General features: G+C 37.7%; 23 protein-coding genes. 10 read left to right on the forward strand and 13 right to left on the reverse strand.

Going from position 1 to position 23,881, the window contains the following annotated elements:
• Window positions 1-670: 670 nt before the first annotated feature.
• The 4 genes from K2F26_RS07935 to K2F26_RS07950 form a co-directional block, all read right to left on the reverse strand.
• Entirely contained in the window at window positions 671-940 is a 270-nt protein-coding gene (locus K2F26_RS07935) for a YlxR family protein (RefSeq protein ID WP_220611023.1), read from the reverse strand.
• Window positions 941-1,085: 145 nt separating this feature from the next.
• On the reverse strand, window positions 1,086-2,375 hold the full coding sequence (nusA, locus tag K2F26_RS07940) for a transcription termination factor NusA (protein ID WP_220611024.1): 1,290 nt from the start codon (window positions 2,373-2,375) through the stop codon (window positions 1,086-1,088).
• A 130-nt stretch (window positions 2,376-2,505) separates the two neighbouring features.
• Window positions 2,506-2,967 (reverse strand): ribosome maturation factor RimP, encoded by a 462-nt coding sequence (gene rimP, locus K2F26_RS07945; protein ID WP_194051507.1) that lies wholly within the window; start codon window positions 2,965-2,967, stop codon window positions 2,506-2,508.
• Between the two features lie 207 nt (window positions 2,968-3,174).
• Complete coding sequence (locus K2F26_RS07950; protein ID WP_220611025.1) at window positions 3,175-4,605, reverse strand: hypothetical protein; 1,431 nt, start codon at window positions 4,603-4,605, stop codon at window positions 3,175-3,177.
• Between the two features lie 539 nt (window positions 4,606-5,144).
• On the opposite strand from K2F26_RS07950, the gene rfbB reads away from it, so the two are divergent.
• The 4 genes from rfbB (at window position 5,145) to rfbD (ending at window position 8,746) form a co-directional block, all read left to right on the forward strand.
• Window positions 5,145-6,233, forward strand: coding sequence for a dTDP-glucose 4,6-dehydratase (gene rfbB / locus K2F26_RS07955; protein WP_220611026.1), 1,089 nt, complete (start codon window positions 5,145-5,147; stop codon window positions 6,231-6,233).
• A gap of 101 nt (window positions 6,234-6,334) precedes the next feature.
• Complete coding sequence (gene rfbA / locus K2F26_RS07960) at window positions 6,335-7,216, forward strand: glucose-1-phosphate thymidylyltransferase RfbA (RefSeq protein WP_220611027.1); 882 nt, start codon at window positions 6,335-6,337, stop codon at window positions 7,214-7,216.
• A 109-nt stretch (window positions 7,217-7,325) separates the two neighbouring features.
• On the forward strand, window positions 7,326-7,871 hold the full coding sequence (rfbC, locus tag K2F26_RS07965) for a dTDP-4-dehydrorhamnose 3,5-epimerase (protein ID WP_220611028.1): 546 nt from the start codon (window positions 7,326-7,328) through the stop codon (window positions 7,869-7,871).
• The gene (gene rfbD / locus K2F26_RS07970; protein ID WP_220611029.1) at window positions 7,868-8,746 is read left to right on the forward strand and encodes a dTDP-4-dehydrorhamnose reductase; all 879 of its coding nucleotides are present in this window, start codon (window positions 7,868-7,870) and stop codon (window positions 8,744-8,746) included. The genes rfbC and rfbD overlap by 4 nt, the downstream gene beginning before the upstream one ends.
• A gap of 110 nt (window positions 8,747-8,856) precedes the next feature.
• Here the strand turns inward: rfbD and radA are convergent, their stop codons facing one another.
• Window positions 8,857-10,422 carry a DNA repair protein RadA gene (gene radA, locus K2F26_RS07975; RefSeq protein ID WP_220611030.1) on the reverse strand — a complete coding sequence of 522 codons (1,566 nt, stop codon included), beginning with the start codon at window positions 10,420-10,422 and terminating at the stop codon, window positions 8,857-8,859.
• Window positions 10,423-10,590: 168 nt separating this feature from the next.
• On the opposite strand from radA, the gene rpaB reads away from it, so the two are divergent.
• Genes rpaB through K2F26_RS07990 form a run of 3 tightly spaced genes read left to right on the forward strand, consistent with a single transcriptional unit; the run spans window position 10,591 to window position 12,115 of the window.
• Complete coding sequence (gene rpaB, locus K2F26_RS07980; protein ID WP_220611031.1) at window positions 10,591-11,319, forward strand: response regulator transcription factor RpaB; 729 nt, start codon at window positions 10,591-10,593, stop codon at window positions 11,317-11,319.
• A gap of 11 nt (window positions 11,320-11,330) precedes the next feature.
• Window positions 11,331-11,477: an alpha/beta hydrolase gene (locus tag K2F26_RS07985; protein ID WP_246605551.1), complete on the forward strand. Its 147-nt coding sequence runs from the start codon at window positions 11,331-11,333 to the stop codon at window positions 11,475-11,477.
• Window positions 11,474-12,115, forward strand: a complete 642-nt coding sequence (locus tag K2F26_RS07990) for a cofactor assembly of complex C subunit B (RefSeq protein WP_220611032.1) — start codon at window positions 11,474-11,476, stop codon at window positions 12,113-12,115. The genes K2F26_RS07985 and K2F26_RS07990 overlap by 4 nt, the downstream gene beginning before the upstream one ends.
• 32 nt (window positions 12,116-12,147) lie before the next feature.
• On the opposite strand, the gene K2F26_RS07995 is transcribed toward K2F26_RS07990, so the two are convergent.
• Window positions 12,148-12,768: a Uma2 family endonuclease gene (locus K2F26_RS07995; protein ID WP_220611033.1), complete on the reverse strand. Its 621-nt coding sequence runs from the start codon at window positions 12,766-12,768 to the stop codon at window positions 12,148-12,150.
• Window positions 12,769-12,874: 106 nt separating this feature from the next.
• Here K2F26_RS07995 and K2F26_RS08000 point away from each other — a divergent pair, with 106 nt between their 5' ends.
• Window positions 12,875-13,393 carry a DUF456 domain-containing protein gene (locus K2F26_RS08000; RefSeq protein ID WP_220611034.1) on the forward strand — a complete coding sequence of 173 codons (519 nt, stop codon included), beginning with the start codon at window positions 12,875-12,877 and terminating at the stop codon, window positions 13,391-13,393.
• A gap of 4 nt (window positions 13,394-13,397) precedes the next feature.
• Here K2F26_RS08000 and nblB read toward each other — a convergent pair whose 3' ends face one another.
• The 7 genes from nblB to dpsA all read right to left on the reverse strand — a co-directional run bounded on the left by nblB (window position 13,398) and on the right by dpsA (window position 22,214).
• Window positions 13,398-14,057, reverse strand: a complete 660-nt coding sequence (gene nblB / locus K2F26_RS08005; RefSeq protein ID WP_220611035.1) for a phycobilisome degradation protein NblB — start codon at window positions 14,055-14,057, stop codon at window positions 13,398-13,400.
• A gap of 93 nt (window positions 14,058-14,150) precedes the next feature.
• Window positions 14,151-14,609, reverse strand: coding sequence for a CBS domain-containing protein (locus K2F26_RS08010; RefSeq protein ID WP_220611036.1), 459 nt, complete (start codon window positions 14,607-14,609; stop codon window positions 14,151-14,153).
• A 213-nt stretch (window positions 14,610-14,822) separates the two neighbouring features.
• Window positions 14,823-15,245, reverse strand: a complete 423-nt coding sequence (gene mutT / locus K2F26_RS08015) for an 8-oxo-dGTP diphosphatase MutT (RefSeq protein ID WP_228019499.1) — start codon at window positions 15,243-15,245, stop codon at window positions 14,823-14,825.
• A gap of 177 nt (window positions 15,246-15,422) precedes the next feature.
• The gene (locus tag K2F26_RS08020) at window positions 15,423-15,770 is read right to left on the reverse strand and encodes a DUF760 domain-containing protein (protein WP_194051480.1); all 348 of its coding nucleotides are present in this window, start codon (window positions 15,768-15,770) and stop codon (window positions 15,423-15,425) included.
• A 372-nt stretch (window positions 15,771-16,142) separates the two neighbouring features.
• On the reverse strand, window positions 16,143-17,099 hold the full coding sequence (locus K2F26_RS08025) for an RNA polymerase sigma factor, RpoD/SigA family (protein WP_220611822.1): 957 nt from the start codon (window positions 17,097-17,099) through the stop codon (window positions 16,143-16,145).
• 658 nt (window positions 17,100-17,757) lie between these two features.
• Window positions 17,758-21,048 (reverse strand): carbamoyl-phosphate synthase large subunit, encoded by a 3,291-nt coding sequence (gene carB / locus K2F26_RS08030; RefSeq protein ID WP_220611037.1) that lies wholly within the window; start codon window positions 21,046-21,048, stop codon window positions 17,758-17,760.
• Between the two features lie 611 nt (window positions 21,049-21,659).
• Window positions 21,660-22,214 (reverse strand): DNA starvation/stress protection protein DpsA, encoded by a 555-nt coding sequence (gene dpsA, locus K2F26_RS08035; protein WP_220611038.1) that lies wholly within the window; start codon window positions 22,212-22,214, stop codon window positions 21,660-21,662.
• Between the two features lie 390 nt (window positions 22,215-22,604).
• On the opposite strand from dpsA, the gene K2F26_RS08040 reads away from it, so the two are divergent.
• Complete coding sequence (locus K2F26_RS08040) at window positions 22,605-22,871, forward strand: Asr1405/Asl0597 family protein (RefSeq protein WP_220611039.1); 267 nt, start codon at window positions 22,605-22,607, stop codon at window positions 22,869-22,871.
• Between the two features lie 64 nt (window positions 22,872-22,935).
• Entirely contained in the window at window positions 22,936-23,565 is a 630-nt protein-coding gene (locus K2F26_RS08045) for a (2Fe-2S) ferredoxin domain-containing protein (RefSeq protein WP_220611040.1), read from the forward strand.
• Window positions 23,566-23,881 lie beyond the last annotated feature (316 nt).

The raw sequence follows: 23,881 nt of genomic DNA on the forward strand, positions 1-23,881 counted from the left end.
TGATGGTTGACTGGACCCCATAAAATTTTTCTCAATAAAAAATTTTTTTGGGCATCCTTGATGCCGAACTGCGCTTTAACGCTACCAGGTTGCCATTTTTTAGGTTTTTGTTTTGCTGATTCTGAGTCTTCCACAACACAATCGAGTAAAACTTGTTGGGAGTATTGCTTCGTCTCTCTCCATTTTTAGAGAGCCACTTGCCTTCTACACCCATTTACTATTTTGGCACTAATCCGATACAAAAAAGCTAACTCATGCTAACAGCCCTTGCTGCTTTTTCTTCCTGCTTCACCCTATTCGTGTCGGCACGATCTAGTCCACAGGCTTTCTTGTTTGGGTGTATCTAACCGTACCATTAAGTATTTAGGCTTGGTTATCACCCAAAATACCTATCAATAATAGCATTTTTCTGTCTGCCCTGTCAGCCGAATCTTAGACGACTGGCTCTTTAAGGACTTATAGTCTCAAGACTGTCTGCCGGCTCTCAGGTTTTTCTGTCAATGAGTAGATATAAATCTTGAGCCAACGTGAGCATCTGTTAGGTTTGGTTAGGAAAACACTAACTAGCTATTAACCTTTGTCTGACACAGCCTCTCTGGTATGGGAAACAGCGGTATGGTCAAAACCCAGGCAGTAGTCTACCTTGGGCAACCCAAAATATTTAGTTTAGTTAAATTTGATTTTGGGGATTGCGTTCACTAAGTCGCTGCCACAATGTCTGATACAGTGTTTCTGGCACTGTTCCATGTAGCGATCGCCCTAATCTATTTTTTTTCTGAGCCGCTTGCAGGCAGTCAGTTTCAGGGCAAATATAGGCTGAACGCCCCATGCCCTGATCTAATTGTACCTTCCCAGATGGAAAGATGCGGACAATCCGCCAAAACTCTTCTTTTGGTCTTACCCGGCGACAACTAATACAACGGCGATAGTTTGGTTTCATCGGGTTTTTTCAGTCAGTTCAGGGATTTCTAGTGCTGTTACTAGCCCTCAAATTAGTTCTTGCTAATTTTGGCACTTACTAAATTTCTTCTAGTTTACCGTCAAAATTTCACAGTTAAGGGACGATACCTCAAATTAGTTGAAAATTAATCTTCCTCACTGGTGTCAAATTTGTCAAAATTATCATTTTCTAATGCTAATTCTTCTTGTTCCTCTGCTTCTAGTAGTTCCTCCTGGTCATTTTCATCATCCTCTGATTGATATTGTGCGCGGACAGCTGCAAATTTAGCATCCTCAGCAGCATAGTCATATTTGGCTTTATCTTTAATGTCAATTTTCCAGCCTGTCAATCTGGCTGCTAATCTCACGTTTTGTCCTTCTTTGCCAATAGCTAAACTCAGTTGATCTTCTGCTACTAAAACGTGGGTTTGCCGACTTTCGGGGTCCATTAAGCGCACTTCATCGACTCTGGCAGGACTCAAGGCGTTAGCGATATAAGTTGCTGGATCTGGAGACCAGCGAATTACATCTATTTTTTCACCCCGCAATTCATTGACTACTACTTGAATGCGTGATCCCCTCGCGCCAATACAAGCTCCAACTGGATCTACATCTCGATCCAGGGTATCTACTGCTATTTTAGTCCGCGGACCGACATAACGGGAAGGAGGATTTGCTTCTCTAGCTACTGCGACTATTCGCACTACTTCGTCTTCAATTTCTGGGACTTCGTTGGCAAATAAATAAACTACTAACCCAGCATCAGCACGAGATACTAATAACTGTGGACCCCTTTGTTGTCCTTGGGAAACTTTTTTGAGATATACCTTAAAGGTGGTATTGGAACGGTATGTATCATTGGGTAGTTGTTCCCTTTTTGGTAATTCTGCTTCTACTTCTGGCTGACCAAAACCGCTGCTAACTGCCAAAATTACTGATTGTCTTTCAAATCTTAAAACTCTCGCTTGTAAAACGGTACTTTCTAAATCTTGAAATTCTTCTTGCACCATTTGACGTTGTTGATCCCGCAATTTCTGTGCCAGCACTTGTTTAGTTTGCATGGCAGCCATGCGTCCAAATTCTCCTTGATCTGGGGTGACATCTAAGACCACAGAATCACCTGATTGAGCTTCAGGAGCGACTTGTTGTACTTCTTCTAGAGAAATTTGATGGTCGGAGTTACTCACTTGTTCGACTATTGTTTTGGTAGAAAGAACTCGAAATCCTTCTCCTTCAATATCAAGTTCTACTTCAAAATTATCAAAATAATTTTCATCAAATTGTCGGCGCTCTAAATTTTGGGCGCGACGATAACGTTCGTAACCTTTAAGTAATGCTTCTCTAATAGATGATTGCACTGCTAAACGTGGTAAATTTCGCTCGCGGCTAATGCTTTCAATTAAATCTTTTAATCCAGGTAAAGTAACCATTGACATAAGCAACATCTCCTTAATTTTTAAATTTTTATGTCAGCAACCAGCAATTTTTTGTATTTTAAATCTGGGATTTTAGATTTTTATCTAAAACCCTGAATCTAAAACCCTGTATCTAAAATCTCAATTTTAGTTAACTGCCCTCATCGAGTTGCACGCTGGTAACGAGGGAACGGGGTATCTGTACTACACGACCTTTTTGGTTTAAGTAAATTTTTGTTTCATCCCGGCGCATCAAGTTACCAATCCACTCTTGTTTTCCTTCGTAGGGTTCAGAAGTGGAGATCACCACGGGAAATCCTTTAAAGGAAATAAACTCCCTGTCTGTGTTCAATTGTCGGGAAATTCCAGGACTGGAGACTTCCAATACGTAAGCATCTGGAATCATCTCTGTCGCGTCTAAGGAGGCTTCTAAGGCACGGCTCATTCGTTCGCAATCGTCTAAACCAGTGTCCTGTTGAGGGTTACGGATATCTACCCGCAAAACTGGTGGACGTTGGTTGGTATGAAAAACTATGCCAACTACTTCCAAACCCAGTTCTTCTGCTACTGGTTTCGCCAATTCAATAATTTGTGGAACTAAAGGATGAGTCATGGGAAAATTCAATAAAAAAAGTGGGCTTCTACCCACTTCCGGCGATAGGGATATCTTCCAAGAAGTCTTGTGACGAACCTGTGTTGGTTCGCCCCTAACATGAGTGTAGCGTATTTTTTTCGTTAGTCATTAGTGATTGGTGATTGGTGACTGGTGATTGGTGATTGGGTTATTATTTTACCTATACACCCATACACCCATACACTCCTACACTCTAAAGCTTTTATCAATAACTTTGGTAACAGGCGCTTGCGATCGCATCCTTCTTGTTTGCTCGATAATTTGCTCAATATCTTCTTGGGATAGACGTTGAACATAATTAATTTTCACTTCTTCTAAAAAGTCATTGAGTAAACTTTGAATCTCTAAAATTACGTGCTTTTCCTGAATTTCTCCCCCTAAAACCGTAGTAAATTTTTCCACTAACTGACTAGAAAGTTGGGCTGCAACTGGATCTTTAAAGGCGCTAACCAAGGCAAGATATAGGTTTGTGGTGATTTGATTGGCCAATTTTTCACTTAGCTGATTTTGTGCCTGTCCTACTCCTGGCAGCATGAGCAGGTTACGATAAACAGGTACTTGCCCAAAAGCAAGTTCGATATTGTGCCGCAAAATGGCATTCATTTCTGGTTGGATTTTTGGTAAGACTTGATTAACGATGGTTTGTATTAACAGTCCTGAAAGTGCTTCTACTTCGTTAATATTATTAATATCAATGTAGGCACGCTCTTTTTCCGGTTGTAATAACCACCTGGTAATATCACCGCGCTGTATTGAAACCTGCATTTGGTTAATTACCCGCACTACTACAATTTCTGTGATTTCTTCGGCAAAATTGGCTACTATACCTTGGTGAATTTGCCTTCTCACTAAATGTAGATCAATTAACCCGGCTTGATCTAGACGAACTAATACTGGTAAAACTCGCAACCAACGCCAAAAGGGAATTACTAAAAAGAGGTCATACCAACGCCATAAAATTGCTTCTAACCAGCTTAAATGGCGATTTTGACGTTTTATATAAAAAGTACGTAATAGCAATTCTAAGCCAAATATCACCACAAACGGTAAATCAATTAACCAAAAATCATCTATAAATTCGCCATTTTCGCCTATTTTGCGGTAATAGTTCGCAGCAATCCCAGGACGAATTTGCTGGTTGAAAAAATTAATTTCTTGTATCCAACCCCGTTTAGATAAATATTCCGCACTCCAAAAAGTATCCAAGGCGCGTTTTGCTGATTCTTGGCCGATGTGTTCCCGCATCCGGTTTTTAATTTTTTCCAGAGTTCCACTTTTACCCGCACTTGCAAAGGGATTACTATCAATCATCTCGTTGCTCAAACGGCTGATTTCTGCTAACTTGGTTTTTACTTGAAGGGAGTTTAATCCGGTTTGGCTAACTTGTGCTTCTAAAGCAGCTACTGTTTCTAGATAATTTTTCGTGTCTCGATGGGGTTCAATACCTTTAATCGGGTCATAAATCTGGGTGATTTGGGGAAGTTGGCGAAAATAGAAATCCCGCCAAGGTACGTAACTCAAATCAAATAACACTAACCCTAAGTTAACACTGGCTGCGATCGCCATTAACTTTTCCAACCATAGATTAGCTTGTTTTCGAGGTTTTAATTTATTCATTATTAGTTAATTTTTATACTCAATATTAAGTCTTTCTCTTCTTTAGTTTAATATATTGCTTAATTATCCCCTTCTTGATTACAATTTCTGTATAATGTCTGTACTTAATCAAGGGGTCATGTAAAAAAATATTATATATTTTTACAAATATGTGTTATCTGATAAATATATGAACATTTTTATTGTAATAAATATTGAGGTAGATACCAAATACACGACTTACTTCAAAAAGTATCTTTTGCAAATGGGTGTAAGGTTTTAGGTTTTTATCTAGCTCATATTTTTGGTTTTTACAGCAGTTTTCATGTCTTTAGACCACAGTAAAGGCGAAGCATTCGGATGATAGTCTTAGGTAAAAACCGATAATTAATTGTCCGAATGCTTCGCCCCTACATTGTTGACGCGAAACCTAAATCAAAATGTGGTTTATTTACCTGAAAATAGCTGTAATACGATGATTAGCCGTAACATTACAACAGTGGAAATTACCACATTTCCACTAAAAATCAAACAATAACAAATAGGAAAAATCTGTTTATATGTCAAACTTCCAAAAAAATGATCTGCCAACTTTATTAGTTACAGGTGGCGCAGGATTTATAGGAGCTAACTTTGTTCTCCAAGCTAGAAAAAATCAATGGGCTAATATCATTAATTTAGATAAACTGACTTATGCTAGTAATCTACAAAATTTAGCTGAATTACAAGATGATCCCAATTATGCTTTTATTCAAGGAGATATTGGTAACTTTGAATTAGTCAGTTATTTGTTAGAAAAATATCAACCAGATGCAGTAATCAACTTTGCTGCGGAAACTCATGTAGATCGTTCAATTATCACTCCCATTAATTTTATTCAAACTAACGTAATGGGAACATTCCATTTATTAGAAGCAAGTAAAGTTTATTGGCAAAACTTAAAATCAGAAAAACAAGAAAAATTCCGATTTTTGCATATATCTACCGATGAAGTTTATGGTTCTTTAAATACAGATGATCCAGCTTTTCGAGAAGATACACCTTATGCACCAAATAGTCCTTATGCAGCTTCTAAAGCTAGTGCAGATCATTTAGTTAGATCCTACTATCACACCTATAATTTACCTACTTTAACTACTAATTGTTCTAATAATTATGGACCGTTACAGTTTCCTGAAAAACTGATTCCTTTGATGATACTTAATGCTTTAAATAAGAAACCTTTACCTATTTATGGTGATGGTCAAAATGTGAGAGATTGGTTATATGTAGGTGATCACTGTGATGCTATTTATTTGGTTTTAAAAGAAGGTAAAATCGGCGAAAGTTATAACGTGGGTGGATTAAATGAACAAACTAACTTAGTAGTTGTGAATAAAATTTGTGAGATTTTAGAGAAGTTAGCGCCGAAAGATAATTTTCAATATTCTTCGTTAATTACCTTTATTAAAGATCGTCTTGGACATGATCGCCGTTATGCAATTGATTGTAGTAAAATCACAAAAGAATTAGGATGGCAACCCAAGGAAAATTTTGATAGTGGTTTGTTAAAAACTGTGCAATGGTATCTTGACAATTCAGCTTGGGTAGAATCTATTTTTACAGGAGAATATCAAAACTGGATTCAGAAAAATTACGAAAGTCGTTAAAGGAGTAGGGGTAATTCATGAATTACCCCTACTTCCGTTTTATTTTGCGTAAGTCCTGGATTTATTTAGTAATAATTAATTCGCTGTATAAGGAAGATAAAATGAAGGGTATTATTCTCGCAGGTGGTTCTGGTACAAGACTTTATCCCTTAACTCAAGTTGTCAGTAAACAATTAATGTCGGTTTATGACAAACCGATGATTTATTATCCGTTATCGGTGTTAATGTTAGCTGGAATTAGAGAAATTTTAATTATTTCCACACCCACAGATTTACCTCTTTTTCAAAGATTACTAAAAGATGGTAGTCAATGGGGTTTAAAGTTTAGTTATGTGGAACAACCAAAACCAGAAGGTTTAGCACAAGCTTTTATTTTGGGGAAAGATTTTATCAAAAATGATTCAGTGTGTTTAATTTTGGGAGATAATATTTTTTATGGTCATGGTTTCACAGAAGTTTTAACCCGTGCTGCTCAATTGCAAAATGGAGGTTTAGTTTTTGGTTATAAAGTCACTAACCCAGAAAGTTATGGTGTGATTGAATTTAACGCCGAAAGAAAAGCGATTAGTATAGAAGAAAAACCAAAAGTTCCTAAATCAAAATATGCTGTACCAGGAATTTATTTTTATGATTCCCAAGTAACAGAAATTGCTGCTAGTTTGAAACCTTCTGCACGGGGTGAGCTAGAAATTACTGATGTGAATTTAGCTTATTTAAAGCAAGATCAATTAAAGGTAGAAATTTTAGGAAGGGGTTATGCTTGGTTAGATACGGGTACACATGAATCTTTACATCAGGCTAGTAATTTTATCCAAACTTTAGAACAAAGACAGGGAGTAAAAATAGCTTGTATTGAAGAAATTGCTTATTATCAAGGATATATTGATAGTCAACAACTTAGTGACTTGGTTGAGTCTATGGGTAAAAGTAGTTATGGTCTTTATTTAAGACGGATTTTAGAAGATGAAATTGCTTTTAATTGAGAAAACCTAAGTATTCAGCTATCAGTAATCAGTAATCAGCTATAATCTAGAGTTAGTTAATAACAAATAACCAGGATATAAGGTTTGAACTACACAAGAGGATGATTTGATGAAGATTATAAACACAGAAATTCCTGATGTCTTATTAATTGAACCTCAAGTTTTTGGAGATGAAAGGGGATTTTTTTATGAAAGTTTTAATGAGAGAGTTTTTTTAGAAAAAACCGGAATTTTACCTCATTTTGTCCAAGATAATCACTCTCGATCTAGTAAAAATGTGTTGCGAGGTTTGCATTATCAAATTCAGCAACCACAAGGAAAATTAGTCAGGGTTGTAGTAGGTGAAGTTTTTGATGTAGCTGTTGATTTGCGAAAAAGTTCTACTACTTTTGGACAATGGGTGGGTGTAAATTTATCAGCAGAAAATAAACATCAATTGTGGATACCACCGGGTTTTGCTCATGGTTTTTTAGTATTATCTGAATATGCAGATTTTCTGTATAAAACCACGGATTATTATGCACCTGAATATGATCGTACTCTTTTATGGAATGATCCAGATTTAGCGATTTCTTGGCCGATTAAAGATGAACCAATTGTTTCTGGTAAGGATAAAATTGGTAAGTTATTTTCAGAAGCGGAGGTTTATCAATGAAAATTCTATTAACCGGTATTTCTGGACAGGTAGGTTGGGAATTACAACGCACTTTAATGACTGTGGGTGAGGTAATTTCTTTAAATCGTGGTCAATTGGATTTAGCAAATCCTGATAGTATTCGTGGTACAATTAGGGATATTAAACCTGATTTAATTGTCAATCCTGCTGCTTATACTGCGGTGGATAAAGCGGAATCAGAAATTGATTTAGCTATGGCTATTAATGGTGTTGCACCTGGTATAATTGCTGAAGAAGCTAAAAGTTTAAATGCAGCAATAATTCATTATTCTACTGATTATGTTTTTGATGGGAATAAAAATACTCCCTATCAGGAAAATGATCAAACAAATCCGCAAAATATCTATGGAAAAACAAAGTTAGCTGGTGAAGAAGCTATTTCTTCTGTTGGTGTTAATTATCTGATTTTTCGTACTAGCTGGGTTTATGGTTTGCGGGGTAAAAACTTTTTGTTAACGATGCAAAGATTAGCTAAGGAAAGGGAAGAAATTCGGGTTGTTGATGATCAAATTGGCGCACCGACTTGGAGTGGAATGATTGCAGAAATTACAGCGCAAGTTATTACTCAAGGTCAAAATAATTTAATTGATTTTTTTGCTAAAAATCGAGGAATATATAATTTATCTCCTAGTGGTACAACTAGCTGGTATGGTTTTGCGAAGGCAATTTTAAAAGATGATTTTCCTAACAATGAAAGAAAATTAAAAAGATTAATTCCTATTACTACCCCAGAATATCCTACCCCTGCGAGTAGACCGGCTTTTTCTTTGTTAGATAATCAAAAATTGTCTGATACATTTGGTTTAAAAATGCCAGAATGGGATCAAGTTCTCAAGTTAGTTCTTGATAGTTAAAAAATCAGATCCCCGCATTGTTGAAGAAGTCGGGGATCTTTTTCATCAAATATCAGAAATTAAACGCAGATGAACGCGGATAAACGCAGATGGGGAGTGATTATGTTTTTTTATTCATCCTCATCTTCATCTGTTTCTAAATCAATATCTTCCAAAGATTGATGAGGAATAGCGGCAATAATCGCATCTATGACTTTAGAAACTTGTAAAATTTCTATGTTTAAATCAGGAAACTTCTGACCTTTGGGTATTATCGCTCGTTTAAACCCTAATTTTGCTGCTTCTTTTAATCTTAGTTCCATTTGGGACACCGATCGCACTTGTCCCCCTAAACCCACTTCCCCTATTAACACGGTTTCGGGATCTACTATCCTATCTCGAAAACTGGCGACAATGGCGATCGCAATTCCCAAGTCTACCGCAGGTTCTTCTACATTCAAACCCCCCGCAGATGCAACATAGGAGTCTAATTTTGACATGGGTATCCCTACCCGTTTTTCTAATACTGCTAAAATTTGCACTAAGCGGTTATAATCTATCCCTGTACCTGCTCGACGGGGTGAAGGGTAACTGGTAGGACTTACCAAAGCTTGCAATTCTACAACTATCGGTCTTGTTCCTTCACAAGCCACTACAATAGCTGTACCCGGTGCGGGGTCGTCACGGTTTCCTAGAAATAATTCTGAAGGATTGGGTACTTCTCTTAATCCATTAGAAACCATTTCAAATATACCAATTTCATGGGTAGCTCCGAAACGATTTTTAACAGTTCTTAATAATCTGTGGGAAGCAAAGCGATCGCCTTCAAAATACAAAACCGTATCTACTAAATGTTCTAAAACCCTCGGTCCAGCTATAGTTCCTTCTTTCGTGACATGACCAACAATTAACATTGTAATATCTTCATGTTTTGCCACCTTCATTAAAGCGGCGGTACATTCCCGCACCTGCGCTACTGAACCAGGTGCAGATGTCAAAGCTGGGAAGAATACAGTTTGTATACTATCAATCACGGCCAGATTCGGTTTGAGAGAGTCAATTTCCCGGAGTATTTCCTCTAAATCCGTTTCTGGCAAGACATACAAATCAGAACCGATGCTATGATGTTCTATAACATTTTCAGTATTTTCCGGTAGTTTATTAGTAGTTTTAGTTTCTTCTTCTTGATTTTCGCTTTCTTCCGAAACAACATTGATCGGTTTAGACATTCCCAAACGAGAAGCCCGTAATTTTACCTGTTGTCCTGATTCTTCACCTGTAACATAGAGAATGCGGTATCTTTGGGATAATTCGTTAGAAACTTGGAGTAAGAGAGTAGATTTACCAATACCGGGATCACCACCGATTAAGACCATTGAACCGGGGACAACTCCCCCACCAAGTACCCGATCTAACTCGCCATAACCGGATTCCCATCGAGCAATTTGGCGATCGCTAATTTGGTCAAAAGTTAGAGAAGCCCTTGGTTTAGCGGGTTTACTGCTGCTGGGTTTAATTCCACCTGGTGCAACGTGCCAGTTACCTACTCCACCCCGACTAGGTATATCCACCCCGAAAGGCGTAGCATTCTCTTCTACCAAAGAATCGTAAGTGTCGCAATTAGGACATTTTCCGAACCATTGGGAAAATTCTGCTCCGCATTTGCTACATATAAAAATAGTTTTGGGCTTTGCCATGAGTAATTTTTATTTAAGAATCTTAATTTTTGTTTAAGTTTTAGAAAAAACTCAAGTTAAATAATAGTAGTAGTTACAGCTTTTTCTGATTAACTGATGCGATCATATCTTAATATGATGGTATGAAAATTCATAATGTAAAATTTTAGTTAGGGAGTGTAGGGAAACTTGGAAAGTAATAAAGAAAAAATCCTGGTAGTAGACGACGAAGCAAGCATTAGGCGGATTTTGGAAACACGCCTTTCCATGATTGGCTACGATGTAGTAACAGCAGGTGATGGAGAAGAAGCTTTAGAAACTTTTCACAAATCAGAACCAGACCTGGTAGTTTTGGATGTGATGATGCCAAAGCTAGATGGCTACGGTGTTTGTCAAGAATTACGTAAAGAATCCGATGTTCCTATCATCATGTTAACAGCCTTGGGTGATGTAGCTGATCGGATCACCGGACTAGAATTAGGCGCTGATGACTACGTAGTTAAGCCATTCTCTCCCAAAGAGCTAGAAGCTCGTATTCGCTCAGTTTTACGCAGAGTAGACAAAACCGGAGCAACTGGTATTCCCAGTTCGGGAGTGATTCATGTTGGGAATATCAGAATTGATACCAATAAACGCCAAGTTTACAAAGGTGATGAGCGTATCCGCTTAACGGGTATGGAATTTAGCTTATTAGAACTATTAGTAAGTCGTTCAGGAGAAGCTTTTTCCCGTTCCGAAATTTTACAAGAAGTTTGGGGTTACACACCAGAACGCCATGTAGATACCCGTGTAGTAGATGTACATATTTCCCGGTTACGGGCAAAATTAGAAGATGATCCCAGCAACCCAGAACTGATACTGACTGCTAGAGGTACTGGTTATTTATTTCAACGTATTCTGGAAGCAGGGGAAGAGTAATTAGGTGACAGGTGACAGGTGACAGTTATGAGGTGACAGGTGACAGTAGTTTACCAATTACCAATTACCCATTACCCATTACCAATTACCAATTACCAATCACCAATTACCAATTACCAATTACCTATTACCAATTACCAATTACCTATTACCAATGACCAAATCTGATCCTAATCGAGTTTTACGGCGTTTACCCTTGGTAGTTGGGGGTTTAGGTGCTGTTTTGTTGTTTGTCAATCGGTTGTTAACACCAGAACTGACAGACTCTCAAGCGCGGGGGGATGTGTTGGGAGTGATTTTAAGTGCAGTGTTAATTTTAACGGGTTTAATTTGGCAACAAGTCCAACCCAAAACCCCTGATACTGTAGAACTGATTGGAGAAGAGGGTTTTGTGTTAGATCCTGATTTACCAGAAACCGTGAAAACAGAATTAGCTTGGGCATCAAGGTTACTGTTAACTAATACAGTAACGCGATCGCTTGTAGTTTATTACCAAGGTAAGGTTTTGTTACGTCGCGGTATTCTGGGTGCTAAATCAGAAGTTACACCAGGTGCAATATTAAAAAGAGTATTAGAAACCCAAAAACCAGTTTATTTAGTAGCTTTAAAAGTCTATCCCGGTAAAATTGAATTTGATTATTTACCTGAAAATACCCAAGGTGTAATTTGTCAACCTATTGGTAAAGAAGGTGTATTAATTTTAGGAGCAAACGCACCTCGCAGTTATACAAAACAAGATGAAAATTGGATTGCGGGAATAGCTGATAAATTAGCTGTTACTCTTGGTAATGGGTGATTGCTGATTGGGAATGATGCTGGAATTGGATGCTAAACTACACCAGCCTGAAAAATCTGATTTGCGGTAAGATTAAATTCAGGAAAAGTTTGAGAAATGATTATATCATTATTTTGAAACTTACTGATTTGATATTCTCCATCAACCAAATTACAAACAGAGATAGTCGGTTGTTTAGGATTACCAATAAAATTACGTCCACCCAAAGCTGCATAATCTATAATCCAATATTCAGAAATCCCCATTTCCTCATAATCAGCATATTTTAAGTAGTAATCATCACGCCAGTTAGTTGATACAATTTCAATCACCAAAGGTATAGAAGCACCTTGACTAACAATAGATTCTTTTTTCCATAATTTTTCATTAACTAAATTTTCACGGTTTAGCACCAACAAATCTGGGAAATAACCAGAATCTTTACCATCTGGTCTAACTATCACTTGGTTAGGAATACCATAAGGTAATCCTAGACGTTTGATTTCAAAGGGAATTTCTACCCCTAGAAAACTTTTAACTTCTTCGTGATCTCCTGTAGGTTGTGCCATTTCAATAATATTGCCATGATGTAATTCATAACGTACCCCGGAATTTTCAGGTAGCCAAGCGACAAATTCCTCAAAGGTGATAACTTTAGATAAGGTTTGAATCATGGCTGTTGAGCATTGCTAAAGATAAGGATATTATAAACTTTTGCATCTTGCCTTTTGCCTATTTACTGTCACCTGTCACCTGTCACCTGTCACCTTCTTGAAAACTATGCAAATTATTTACTGTTTATTAATAGCTTTAATGCTTGTGGGTGTGATTGGTTCTGTAGTTCCTGCAATTCCCGGTAGTAGTTTAATATTAGCCGCTATCATCATCTGGGGAATTGTTAATGGTTCTGTAGCAGTTATTAAAATACCCCTCATTGTTACAGGTATTGTTCTACTTCTGAGTATGGGAGTAGATTTTTTAGCCGGTTACATAGGAGCAAAACAAGCCGGTGCAAGTAAATGGGGACAAATAGGGGCGTTTGTTGGTTTATTTCTGGGATTTTTCGGATTATTGCCAGCTTTACCCTTCGGTGGACCATTGTTGGGAATGTTAATTGGTCCACTTTTAGGGGCAATTATTGGTGAGTTGCTGTATCAAAAAGATTTGGCTAAAGCAGTGAAAGCAGGTATAGGAATTACTGTAGGAACAGTAGTAGGGAATTTACTTCAGGGTGTTCTTGCTGTGGGTGCGGTGGTAGTTTTTATTTGGACTACATGGACACAGGTTTTTGGTGGGTAGTATTTTAACTATAGTTTGCTCTTTTCGCTTCCTTTGCAACCGCTTCTACTTCATCATTAACCAAAGTCTCTAAAATAGCTTTAGCTTCCGCACCACCTAAATTACCCAAAGCCTGAACAACTCTATAACGCACCTGCCAATCTGAATTAGTAGAATAGGTTGCTAAAAGGGGAACTGCATCTGGGTTTCCCAACTCTCCCAGGGAACTAATAGCCGCAGTTTGCACTAAACCATTATCTGAAGCGAGTGCTTGTTTGAGGAGTTCAAAACCCCGTGGATCTCCCAATGCTCCCAAGGTAGCAACAATACTGAATTGTACGAGCCATTCTGGGGTTTGATGATAGAGTTCTTGTAAATCTTCAAAAGCTGCCTGTAATTTCAGCGCCCCTAAACAGTCTGCTGCTGCTGCTTGTACATCTGCTTCAGGATCGGTGAGTAGTTCCCGTAATATCTGCAAGGATAAGTCTAAATCCTGTCCTCCCAAGGTGTCCATTTGACTAACGGCAGAATAACGAACACGGGAATTTTTATCACGGATAGCAACTTGTACTAATTCTAAACCGGTTTTAGGTTCGAGTTCTCGAATTTGATTGACTGCACGTAGGCGATCGCCCAAGTTATCAGAACTCAGTAATTCTTTTACAGATTCAACAGATATACTCATTTAATGATCCTATTTTTAATGATCCTATTTTATTAGTCATTGGGCATTGGGTTCTTAATCTTTCCCAGTCCCCAGTCCCCAGTCCCCAGTCACCTACTCAGCGGCCATAGCGCGGATAATATCACCACGAGTCAGAATACCAATAACTTTACCCATACTATCCAGCACAGGTAAACGATGTACTTTATGTTCTTGGATCATTTTTGCAGCTTCTTTCAGGGACTTATCAGGGGTAATAGTGAGAGGGTTTTTACTCATCACTTCCCCTACAGTTTGTCCTAAAGCTTTATGTAAATCCCGATCATAAGTAGCAGGATTTTGTAAATAAATTACACTATCCAAAAACATGATGTATGCAGGTGGAGTGACACCGGTTTCTTGCCACATCAGGTCTGTTTCGGATATGATGCCCACTAATTTACCTGCATCATTAATCACAGGTAAACCGCTAATACGTTTTTCTGCTAAGATTTGGATAGCTTCTTTTAAAGGAGTTTGAGGATTAACCATAATTGGATTATGGGTCATCACTTCTGCGACGGTTTTAAGCATTTTTTTTACTTACACCTTTTATAAAAGTCTTTTTCTGTTTTTATTTTAGGTAATTGGGGGATGATAAATAAATAGTTTTAATGGATTGTTACTTTTGATGATTGAAAAAAATGCTGAATTTGCTGAATAATCTCTTGTATGATAAAAATTTTTACTTTATTACTATCATAGATTATTGCATAATATTCTACATCAAATTCTGTTTATTAAACATTAATTATTGTTTTGATATTTTCTCAAAGCAGCAATAATTTCTCCATTCGCTTCAGGAAAATCAAAATTATCTAAATCATCCAAACTCACCCAACGCACTTCGGCACATTCAATAGCTTGGGGAATACCTTCTAAATAATAACAATGATGCACTGTCAAAGTTACTCGTAAATGAGGATAAGTGTGATCAATTGTAATCAAATGTTCTCTTACTGCAATTTTAATTCCTAACTCTTCTAAAATTTCCCGTTCTATACATTCTTCTATGGTTTCTCCTGGTTCAATTTTACCTCCAGGAAATTCCCATAAATTAGCCATTGTTCCTGTGGGAAGACGACGATCAATTAATATCTGTTTTTCGTCGTTCCAAATAACAGCAACACCGATAATTTTATGGGGAATATTTGATATTTCTGTGATCATAATTGTAGTAAAATTTAATCATTATATTATAGATCCCCAACTTCTTAAAGAAGTCAGGGATCTGAAAACTACCTAATTTTAACATTTACTTGATAAAAAAACACCAATTATTAAAATTCTCGTATCTTCATTTTGGATTGATCAGAAAATTTATTTAACTGGTGTTAATTGGTTAAATTACTCAGCAACATCACTATTGCTTACTTCTGTTCCTTGTATAGCCATATCAAAGTTCATTCTTTGTTCTGCATTACGAATAAAATAACCACTAATCATTGCAGAAGCTAATAATCTACCTAAATTTTCTCTGCTAGTTGTAATGGTAACACCAAAATGTTCAGAAGGCAGATTTCCCAACAGTCCCACAATATTTCGTTCCATCACTTGAAATACTTCCGCAGAAGTAGGTTTAGATAACTGTGTTACGGTTTCTGGACTTAAAGATTTGACATACTGCCACAATAAGTTGCTATTTTCTGTTTCACCGTTGAAAAATTCTGATACTCGATTAGGTTGGTTACTCACTTTTGATCTCCTTTGCTACAACTACTATCTATGGTAATTGTGACTACAATGATAAATAACCTGTTTTCTATTTAATGACGACGAAAATTTAACTTTGTGTCTATTTCATTCAATGTAACAGGTTATTTCAGTCGGGGGAGTCGGTTTAACCGTACCAAAAGCAGCGTATTATTGCGAATGAGTCTAGGTGACAGTTGACAGGTGACAGGTGACAGTAAGAAGGCAAGAGGCAAAAGGCAAAAGAAGGGAATAGGGAATAGGGAAGAAAATTTTAGATTTTAGATTTTAGATTTTAGATTGAAGTTGACAAAAACAATCCAAAATCCAAAATCCAAAATCAATAACTCCTGACTCCTGACTCCTGACTCCTGACTAACTAGCAAGATACTCATTCATGCTATGTTTAGATTTACGAAGTTTTGTTAAGGCTTCTCGTTCAATTTGTCGCACTCGTTCCCGACTAATATTAAGTATTTCACCAATTCGGGCTAATGTCATAGATTGTCCATCTGATAACCCAAACCGTAGTCTAATGACTTCTTTTTGTTGGGGTGTTAGTTCTGACATTATCCGTTCTATGTCGTAAGATAGAGAAGATTGCATCACAAAATCTTCAGGTGATGCACCTGTATCTTCTAACATTTCCCCTAGTTCGGTATCATAATTATCACCTAAACGTAAATCAAGAGACAAGGGTAAACGGGCTTTTTCTAGACACTCCCGCACCTGTTTAGGTGTTAATTGTAATTCTTCAGCTAGTTCAGAAATACTAGGCGCACGTCCCAATTTTTGGGATAATTGCCTTTGGGCTTTCTTAATTTTGTTTAATTTTTCCGTAATATGAATAGGTAGCCTAATAGTGCGGGCTTTTTCCGCTATGGCGCGGGTGATCGCCTGACGTATCCACCAGTACGCATAAGTAGAAAATCTATACCCTTTTGTAGGGTCAAATTTTTCTACACCCCGTTGCATTCCTATACTACCTTCTTGGATTAAGTCAAGTAAATCAACATTACGTTTAATATACTTTTTCGCTACAGACACTACTAAACGCAAATTAGCTTCTACCATTTTCCGTTTAGCAATTTCACCTTCAGCGATCGCTCTATTTAATTCTTTTACTTCTAACTCAGCCGCATTTGCCCACTCTTCTACTGTAGGTTGACGCTCTAACTGAGTAGCAAGATTATCTCTCACCTCATACAACGCGGTACATCTTTGTACCTGTTTCCCAAAGTGAATTTCTTCCTCATGGGTTAAAAGTGGCACGCGTCCAATCTCTCTTAGGTAGGTCCGTACGAGGTCTGTAGGTGTCTGAGCCGTCTTCATGGCGCTACTCTTGGTTGATGTTGGGTTGGTTGGTAGTGTCATTAGCTGATGCCTTGAGAAGATAATACCCAGGTTAACTAGAAAACCATGCTCTGGTTTGCAATTTACATACCCGATCCACTCTGTTTCCGGTATGTCGTCAATTTAGGCTTATTAACTGCTAGACGGTACAGTGATTTACTTGTAATTACAAGTACCTGTAGTTAGAGATACTATGATCTGTCTAACATTTTTAGTTTAATGTGATTGTTAACAATTGTAACATTTATGAAAAAAGCTTGACTACCGAGTAACTAGAAAATTCCTGGTTACATTAGGTGAGGCTATGTCGTAATTGTACTGAAATATTATAGGAATAGGAGTTCAGCCGTAGGGGCAACCCCCTGTGGTTGCCCTCTTGAGGCATGAGGCAGGAGTTCAGTCGTAGGGGCAACCCCCTGTGGTTGCCCTCTTGAAGCAGGAGTCAGGAGTCAGGACGAAAAATGAGAAGCAGATAGTTTCCTCATATTTGTTAAAATATCTCAATATTAACTATAATGATTTGCCTATAATAATTGCTTAATGTTTCGGGTGACTGGTGACTGGTGACTGGGAAGATTAATAATCTAATTACCAATTACCAGTTACCAATTACCAATTACCAATTACCCATTACCCATTACCCTATGGGACAATATTCTTGAATGACTTTCACATCAAGGGTGGTGTTTTGCAGGGAACGGATAGCGGCTACTGTTGCCCGCGCACCTGCTATTGTGGTAATAATGGGAATTTTGTAGGCTAAAGCTGTACGGCGGATAAGTTGTCCATCGGTACGGGCTTCTTCCCCTGAAGGTGTGTTAATAATTAACTGAATTTGTTGATTTTTGATCACATCAATCACATTAGGACGACCTTCATGAAGTTTCAGCACTTGCTCAACTTTTAAACCTTGCTCCTTCAAATATTGGCGTGTACCTTGGGTAGCGATAATATGAAAACCCAGGTTGATAAACTCTTTCACGACATCCACTACTAAAGCTTTATCCCGATCGCTCATAGACACAAATACAGTACCTTGGAGGGGTAATTTCTCTCCTGCACCCATTTCCGCTTTAGCAAATGCTCGCCCAAAGTCAGCATCAATACCCATAACTTCCCCAGTGGAACGCATTTCAGGACCTAAGATGGTATCAGTACCAGGGAATTTATTAAAGGGTAAAACCGCTTCCTTAACAGCTATATGATCGGGAATGACTTCTTGAGTAAAGTTTAATTCCTCTAAAGTCTTACCAGACATAATTAAAGATGCCAACTTAGCCAAAGGTACGCCTGTTGCTTTAGACACAAAGGGAACAGTGCGAGATGCACGGGGGTTAGCTTCTAAAATGTAGACTTGGGGAGAATAGCTATTTGCACCAACAACGGCAAATTGAATATTCATCAAACCCACTACAGATAAAGCTTTTGCTAGTTGGACTGTCCAAGTTCTAATTTGGTTAAGGACTGCGGGAGAGAGGGAAATTGAAGGGAGAGAACAAGCCGAATCTCCTGAGTGAATACCCGCTTGTTCAATGTGTTCCATAATGCCACCAATAACCACTCTACCCGTATGATCGGCGATCGCATCTACATCCACTTCAATGGCATTTTCTAGGAACTTATCAATTAAAATTGGATGATCTGGTTCTACCTGCACTGCAAAAGTCATATATCTTTCTAACTCTGCATCAGAGTAGACTATTTCCATCGCTCGTCCACCCAAAACGTAACTAGGGCGAACCACAACGGGATAGCCGATCCGTTTAGCGACAATTAACGCATCTTCATAACTTCTAGCGATACCATTAGGCGGTTGGGCAATATTCAACTCTTGAAGAATCTTTTCAAACCGTTCCCGATTTTCTGCCATGTCGATAGAATCAGGAGAAGTACCCCAAATTTCTGGATTTTGGATTTTGGATTTTGGATTTTGGATTTCCTCATTGCTGGCTATACTTTGAAGATAGTTTTGCAATGGAACTGCTAATTTTAGGGGAGTTTGTCCACCGAACTGGACAATAATACCTACAGGGTTTTCCGCTTCGATGATGTTGAGTACGTCTTCTTTGGTAAGAGGTTCAAAATATAGGCGATCGCTAGTATCGTAATCAGTAGAAACAGTCTCCGGGTTAGAGTTCACCATCATGGTTTCATAACCCGCAGCTTTCAAAGAGTATGCCGCATGACAGCAACAATAATCAAATTCTATCCCCTGACCAATACGGTTTGGACCACCTCCCAAAATCATTACCTTGGGTTTATCGGTGGGTAAAACTTCCGTTTCTTCCTCGTAGGTAGAATAATAATAAGGTGTGAACGCTTCAAACTCCGCAGCGCAGGTATCCACAGTTTTGTAAACGGGGATAACACCTAACTGTTTACGATATGCTCTAACTTCATCTTCCTTGGTTTTGGTACAGAAAGCAATTTGGCGATCGCTAAAACCATTACGCTTGACATCATACATTTGCTCTTTTGTCAACTGCTGTAAAGGAGTGCGTTTTAAGAACTTCTCAAATTCCAGAATTTGCTGTAATTTATCCAAAAACCAGGGATCTATCGCTGTTAGTTCGTAAATTTCCTCATTACTCATACCTAACTGCATCGCATGACGCAAAGCAAAAACTCTCTCTGGGTTAGGAGTACGTAACTGAGCGCGAATTTGTTCCCCACTGGGTAACTTCTCCGGTTTATCAGCACCCCATCCAGCGCGGCCAGTTTCCAAGGACCGCATAGCTTTTTGGAAAGACTCATTAAAAGTTCTTCCTATGGCCATTGCTTCCCCCACAGACTTCATTTGCGTAGTTAACACCGGATCAGAACCAGGGAACTTTTCAAACGCAAACCGGGGAATTTTCGTCACTACATAGTCAATAGTCGGTTCAAAAGAAGCGGGGGTTTTCTTAGTAATATCATTACTAATTTCATCCAAAGTGTAACCCACAGCTAACTTTGCGGCCATCTTTGCAATAGGAAAACCGGTTGCTTTAGAAGCTAACGCAGAACTCCGGGAAACACGGGGGTTCATTTCAATTACTACCACATCTCCATTGACCGGGTTCACCGCAAACTGAATATTAGAACCACCGGTTTCCACCCCTATTTCCCGGATAATTTTGATCGCCATATCCCGCAGACGTTGATATTCTTTATCTGTGAGAGTTTGAGCAGGTGCAACCGTGATAGAATCACCTGTATGAATCCCCATCGGATCGAAATTTTCAATAGAACAGATAATGACAACGTTATCCGCAAGATCCCGCATCACTTCTAATTCATATTCCTTCCAACCGAGTAAAGACTGATCTATGAGAATTTGAGAAACAGGACTAGCATCAATACCCACCTGTGCCATCACCTCAAACTCTTCCTTATTATAAGCGATACCGCCCCCAGTACCACCCATTGTAAAAGCAGGACGAATGATGAGAGGATAAGAACCGATCCGATCTGCGATCGCCTTAGCTTCATCTAAACTAGAAGCAGTACCACTGGGGCAAACCTTCACCCCGATCTTATCCATCGCTTCGTTAAACAACTTGCGATCTTCAGCTTTTTCAATCGCTGGTAACTTCGCACCGATCAATTCGACGTTATACTTTTCTAAAGCCCCATTTTTTGCTAAAGCAACAGCAAGATTTAAAGCAGTTTGTCCGCCCATAGTCGGTAAAAGAGCATCAGGACGTTCCTTAGCAATAACCTTTTCTACCATTTCCGGTGTCAGAGGTTCGATATAAGTGCGATCGGCCGTTTCTGGATCAGTCATAATAGTAGCCGGGTTAGAATTTATCAGCACCACCTCAAAACCTTCTTCCCGTAAAGCTTTACAAGCTTGAGTACCAGAATAGTCAAACTCACAAGCTTGGCCAATGACAATAGGACCAGAACCTAACAAAAGAATTTTGCGGATATCTTGACGACGAGGCATAGTTGTTACTTTAGATCACGAAAATACAAATCTTGACTATTTTAAGGGTCTTTACCCCTAGTCCTTATATTTATTATTAAGTTTTCCTAGTTCTGATGACGAAGTAGATTTTTTAACAGTGTAGCCTAATTTTTCGGTTATCTTGAGTAATTTAACGCAGATGCACGCAGATAAACGCAGATGTAAGAGGATGACTTGCTTTCTGGGTTCTGAATAATTTGCAGCTATTTTGAGATTTTTTCCTGAATATATGCTTTTGGGGTGAATGTTGATTTTATGATGATCCTATTTTTGCGATTGTTTTTGATAATTTCTAGCTTTTAAGTTGATAAATTTTCAATAACTGTGAAATATGATTTTTAATCATATCTTGATTTAGATATATTCACTATATTGATTTTTTGCTATCATGGTAATTGATTTTAATGTGTAAATGATAAATATTCGCATTTTATATAATTAATAATAATTGCACTGATAAATAAAAAAAATGACAGATAGGTAACTCAAGTCCGTTTTTACCCATCTGTCATTTTTTAATCTTCTATTCTTAATCTACTCTACTAAATTTTGCATCTATATAAATGCAGAAATTTAAGATGAGGTTAAATTTAGTTTGTGGCTCGTTGAACAAAACCTAATGTTAAACTATCATTAGCTAAGAAATGTGCTAAATGATAAGCTCTTTCTTCTGTCTTTAGCAGAATTTGTTCGTAGAGATATCTTGTACCCCGATCTCCCAAACTCTCAGCCTGAGAGGCTAAACGACGAATTAAGCTAATCATAGCTTGTTCTGCCACGAGGTCATTTTCTATCATCTTCCGGGAAGAAAATGTACCATCTGTTTCTGGTTCAAAGCAGCACATTTCAGCTAATTTGCTAAAAGAAGCTACGGGAACACCACCCAAACCATTTAAACGTTCACCAATTTCATGGATGTGATCTTGTACTTCTTTGTAGCTGTCGTTAAAAAATTCATGCAGTGAATAAAATTCCGCACCTTCCACTACAAAATGATGTTTCTGATACTGTAGGTAAAGTGCTTGAAAACTAGCTAATGCAATATTGAATCCTTCAATTACTGGTTCGGTAACACTGCGATCTAGTAATACAGGGTTGTCATATACTTGACCAAAATTTTGAATCAAAGTTTGAGTATCAGACATGGTTCTCCTCGCTTTGTAGCAGTTGGTTTTTTTCAACTGCTCTTTTTTGTTCTATCTTAACATTAAAAAATTTCCATGCCAGTCTGTTAAATGTGACAGAATTTCTGATTTTTTCTGACTCAAATTATTCGTTTTCCTTCTATGTCTGGTATGAACTATTAATTTCATCTCTTTTTGTTTGCTAATATCCTTGACTTTATTCACATATTGTGTATATTGTCCTGAATTTGTAGTGATGGAAATTTCCTGAAAATTTTTTGCAAATTTAATGACAATAATTTGCACTTACGCTATTCTGGTTGATGAGGCTCAAGTCAACCAAACTCCCATTTACAGGGTGTTAAATTGTCATGCTTGCTGCTATTTTCTTGCACTTTGAGGGTAATTCACTTGAAATTCTCTAATTCACATAATTCACAATTAGGAATAAAGCACGTTATTGATGTGAGTCGGGCGGATAGGTGGCAAGTTTATCAACGCTTAAATGAATTAGATATTCCTTGTCATTATCAGAGTAACCAACCATTGCAGGTAGAAATTACTAACCCGCAAATAGCTATCCAAGTTTGGAGTGTGGTGAGACAAGTTAAAGCTTCTCGTCAAGATTTAATTTGTCATTTAAAAGATTGTTTGCGGTTACGTTATCAAGCATTGTGATTTTGCATAGTTACCTGTTTTCCTTTATTTCCTTTGTAATTAGTTAATCTTGGGTGAACGAAAAATGAGTATCTTTACTGGTATCAACGTATCAGAATTTTGCCTAGAAGGTAGATTTTTAGATTTTGTGATTAAAGATGGTTATAAGTTAAAAGGTTTATTATTAGCGACTTCTGAGGGTGAATGTTATGTAAAATTAGCCAAGCATTTACGGGTAGCTTTTGATTTGCGTTTACCTCGTGGTACTTGGTTACAGGTGGTAGGTACTAAAAAGTATGACGCTAAAAAAGAGGAAGTCATGCTAAAAGCTGAACGGGTAATGGCTGGGCGTTCTGAAATAGAAATAATTGCGACTAATATAAATTTAGACAGGGTTTCTTCAGCACCGCAAGCGAGTAAACCCAAACCAGAGAAAAAACAAACTATATTAATGTGTCAAAAATCGGATTGTATGAAACGTGGTGGTAAAGCGTTGTGTCAGGTGTTGGAGTCTGAGTTGAGCGATCGCGGTTTACAGGATACAGTTAATATTAAAGGTACTGGTTGCATGAAAAATTGTAAGGGTGGACCTAATTTAGTCATGCCAGATAAAACCCGGTATACTAAAGTTCAACCTTCACAAGTTGCTATTTTGGTAGATAAGCATTTTGGAAAGGATACAGAAATCAAATCTCCGCAGTTTATGGAAGTTTAATTGTTTGTTTGAATTAGAATTTTCAGGATTGAATTATTTGTCTGAATCAGGATATCCAGGATTTAAGGATTTTCAGGATGTTTTATTTTCTCTCTTTGATGATTTTTGGGGTTTAATTATTTTGTCTGAATCAGGATATCCAGGATTTAAGGATTTACAGGATGTTTAATTTTTTCTCTTTGATGATTTTTGGGGTTTAATTATTTTGTCAGAATCAGGATATCCAGGATTTAAGGATTTTCAGGATGTTTTATTTTCTCTCTTTGATGATTTTTGGGGTTTAATTATTTATTTATTTGTCAGAATCAGGATATCC

The sequence above is a fragment of the Sphaerospermopsis torques-reginae ITEP-024 genome (genome assembly GCF_019598945.1).
Classification (GTDB): Bacteria; Cyanobacteriota; Cyanobacteriia; order Cyanobacteriales; family Nostocaceae; genus Sphaerospermopsis.

Excerpts from the sequence above, each read along its gene's own strand:
- K2F26_RS07935 (WP_220611023.1), bottom strand. The coding sequence starts at position 940 with ATGAAACCAAACTATCGCCGTTGTATTAGTTGTCGCCGGGTAAGACCA.
- K2F26_RS08010 (WP_220611036.1), bottom strand. The coding sequence starts at position 14,609 with ATGCTTAAAACCGTCGCAGAAGTGATGACCCATAATCCAATTATGGTT.
- rfbB (WP_220611026.1), top strand. The coding sequence starts at position 5,145 with ATGTCAAACTTCCAAAAAAATGATCTGCCAACTTTATTAGTTACAGGT.
- K2F26_RS08025 (WP_220611822.1), bottom strand. The coding sequence starts at position 17,099 with ATGAAGACGGCTCAGACACCTACAGACCTCGTACGGACCTACCTAAGA.
- K2F26_RS08000 (WP_220611034.1), top strand. The coding sequence starts at position 12,875 with ATGCAAATTATTTACTGTTTATTAATAGCTTTAATGCTTGTGGGTGTG.
- K2F26_RS07995 (WP_220611033.1), bottom strand. The coding sequence starts at position 12,768 with ATGATTCAAACCTTATCTAAAGTTATCACCTTTGAGGAATTTGTCGCT.
- K2F26_RS07990 (WP_220611032.1), top strand. The coding sequence starts at position 11,474 with ATGACCAAATCTGATCCTAATCGAGTTTTACGGCGTTTACCCTTGGTA.
- radA (WP_220611030.1), bottom strand. The coding sequence starts at position 10,422 with ATGGCAAAGCCCAAAACTATTTTTATATGTAGCAAATGCGGAGCAGAA.
- dpsA (WP_220611038.1), bottom strand. The coding sequence starts at position 22,214 with ATGTCTGATACTCAAACTTTGATTCAAAATTTTGGTCAAGTATATGAC.
- rfbC (WP_220611028.1), top strand. The coding sequence starts at position 7,326 with ATGAAGATTATAAACACAGAAATTCCTGATGTCTTATTAATTGAACCT.
- mutT (WP_228019499.1), bottom strand. The coding sequence starts at position 15,245 with ATGATCACAGAAATATCAAATATTCCCCATAAAATTATCGGTGTTGCT.
- K2F26_RS07950 (WP_220611025.1), bottom strand. The coding sequence starts at position 4,605 with ATGAATAAATTAAAACCTCGAAAACAAGCTAATCTATGGTTGGAAAAG.
- nusA (WP_220611024.1), bottom strand. The coding sequence starts at position 2,375 with ATGTCAATGGTTACTTTACCTGGATTAAAAGATTTAATTGAAAGCATT.
- rimP (WP_194051507.1), bottom strand. The coding sequence starts at position 2,967 with ATGACTCATCCTTTAGTTCCACAAATTATTGAATTGGCGAAACCAGTA.
- rfbD (WP_220611029.1), top strand. The coding sequence starts at position 7,868 with ATGAAAATTCTATTAACCGGTATTTCTGGACAGGTAGGTTGGGAATTA.
- nblB (WP_220611035.1), bottom strand. The coding sequence starts at position 14,057 with ATGAGTATATCTGTTGAATCTGTAAAAGAATTACTGAGTTCTGATAAC.
- rfbA (WP_220611027.1), top strand. The coding sequence starts at position 6,335 with ATGAAGGGTATTATTCTCGCAGGTGGTTCTGGTACAAGACTTTATCCC.
- carB (WP_220611037.1), bottom strand. The coding sequence starts at position 21,048 with ATGCCTCGTCGTCAAGATATCCGCAAAATTCTTTTGTTAGGTTCTGGT.
- K2F26_RS08045 (WP_220611040.1), top strand. The coding sequence starts at position 22,936 with ATGAGTATCTTTACTGGTATCAACGTATCAGAATTTTGCCTAGAAGGT.